Source organism: Candidatus Pelagibacter communis (genome assembly GCF_001180185.1).
GTDB classification, from domain to species: domain Bacteria; phylum Pseudomonadota; class Alphaproteobacteria; order Pelagibacterales; family Pelagibacteraceae; genus Pelagibacter; species Pelagibacter ubique_F.
Genome location: NZ_CVSS01000058.1, coordinates 1 through 2,476, shown reverse-complemented (window position 1 = coordinate 2,476; position 2,476 = coordinate 1). Strand labels below are relative to the sequence as shown.

The 2,476-nt window shown below is 29.1% G+C and carries 1 protein-coding gene; it reads left to right on the top strand.

The genetic code is table 11. The features are described 5' to 3' along the window. Positions 1-226 precede the first annotated feature (226 nt). Positions 227-2,476 (top strand): leucine--tRNA ligase (gene leuS / locus AMN95_RS05295; protein WP_075522918.1); only part of this gene is annotated, 2,250 nt, incomplete at its 3' end.

The following is a 2,476-nucleotide window of genomic DNA, read 5'->3' as shown; positions in this document are numbered from 1 at the left end:
ATTTCTTTTCAACACTTGGCCATTTTATTTCATTTTCATATTCCAATTTTTCTAAACATTCAACAATTGTGTAATAAATGAACTAAATAATTCAACAAACAATGAAATCAAATTTGCGATATTAAAAAAAGCTGCTGAAATTGAAACACAAGATATCTCTAAAGTTAAAGAGGAATTCGGTGAATATAAAATTCCAGGTAAATTATTTTAAATAAAACTTATTTTTATGTCCAGCCCATCAAGGTATAAGTTTAAAGAAGTTGAAGCTAAGTGGCAAAATTTTTGGAAATGCAATAACAGTTTCCAAGTAGAGAAAAATTCACAAAAAAAGAAATTTTATTGCTTAGAAATGTTTCCGTACCCGTCAGGCAAAATTCACATGGGTCATGTAAGGAATTATACAATTGGAGATGTTCTATCTAGATTTAAATCTTTAAATGGTTTTAATGTTCTACATCCAATGGGGTGGGATTCTTTCGGCATGCCTGCCGAAAATGCTGCTAAAGAAAATAAACTAAATCCACGGTATTGGACCGAAAAAAACATTGAAACAATGAAATCTCAGCTTAAACAATTAGGATTATCAATTGATTGGAGCAGAGAAATTTCAACTTGTTCTGCCGAATATTATAAGCACCAACAAAAACTTTTTTTGGATTTATATGATAAAGGTCTAGTTTATCGGAAAGAAAGTTATGTAAATTGGGATCCAATCGATAAAACTGTGCTAGCAAATGAACAAGTAATTGACGGTAAAGGCTGGAGATCTGGAGCAATTGTTGAAAGAAAGAAATTGAATCAATGGTTTTTTAAAATTTCACATTTTTCAGAGGAACTACTTTCTAACTTGTCTTTTTTAGATGGTTGGCCAGATAAGGTAAAAACCATGCAAAAGAATTGGATTGGTAAATCCTACGGTTGTGAAATTGATTTCAAAATTAAAGGCTCAGATAAAATAGATATTGTAAAATGTTATACAACAAGACCGGACACATTATTTGGATTTTCATTCTTAGCTTTATCGGTTGATCATCCTATTGCAAAATTCTATGAAGATGATGAGGCTTTTCAAAAATTTAGAAAAGAATGCGCAAAAACTGGCACTACAGAAGAGTCAATCGCTCAAGCTTCAAAAATTGGTTACAAAACAAACTTAAAAGCTATAAATCCTCTCAATAATAAAAATGAAGTTCCTGTTTATTTTGCAAATTTTGTTTTAATGGATTACGGATTTGGAGCAGTTTTTGGATGTCCTGCACATGATCAAAGAGATTTTGATTTCGCGAAAAAATATAAGTTACAGATCAACACAGTTGTGAGACCTTTAGATCAACCAGACACATTTAAAGTTACTGATGAAGCTTACGCTGGTCCTGGAGTTTTAATAAATTCAGATTATCTGAATGGATTTAAAGCACCTGATGAGTCAATAAAAAAAACAATTGAGTTGCTGGAAGAAAAAAAATTAGGAAAAAAAAAAATAAATTATCGATTGAAAGATTGGGGAATATCCAGACAAAGGTATTGGGGATGTCCTATACCAGTAGCTTACGACGAAAATTCAAACATTATAAAAATTCCTGAAAATGAATTACCAGTAAAATTACCAGAAAATATAGATATTAATACTAATGGGAATCCACTTGATGCAAAAGAAGATTGGAAAAAAATTACCCTCAGCGGAAAGAAATATACCCGTGAAACAGATACTCTTGATACTTTTGTGGACTCCTCATGGTATTATCTGAGATTTTGTTCAGCAAAAGAAGAGGCAAAACCTTTTAATAAATCCGATATAGATTATTGGATGCCAGTTGATCAATATATAGGAGGTGTAGAACATGCAATCTTACATTTGTTATATTCAAGATTTTTTATGCGTGCTTTAAATTTAAATAATGATGAAATAAAAATTAAAGAACCATTTAAAGGATTATTTACTCAAGGTATGGTTTGTCATGAAACTTATAAAGATGAGGCTAATAATTGGCTTAGTCCAGATGAAGTATTCACAAATAATGGAAAAGATTACTATTTAAAAAAGAACAAAAATAAAAAGATAAAAGTTGGACCTTCAGAGTCTATGTCAAAATCAAAAAAAAACACAATTGATCCTCAAAATATTATAGAACAATATGGTGCAGATGCAGTACGTTTTTTTATTTTAGCAGACAGTCCACCAGAAAAAGATATTCAATGGTCAGACGATGGAATAATTTCTTCTTATAAGTTTATCCAAAAATTTTGGTTACTTAATGAAGAAATTTTAGAAGTTACTAAAAATAATCTAATTGAACATAATGATGAAATAGAAATTTTTACTAATCAAATTATAAACAAAATTAATCAAGCTTTAGAAAAATTTAGATATAATGTTATTATTGCAAGTTATCATGAGATTTATAGTTTCTTTAAAAAAACTATAGAACATAAAAGAAATTACAAAAATTTAAAAAATAACTATGAGAAAATAATT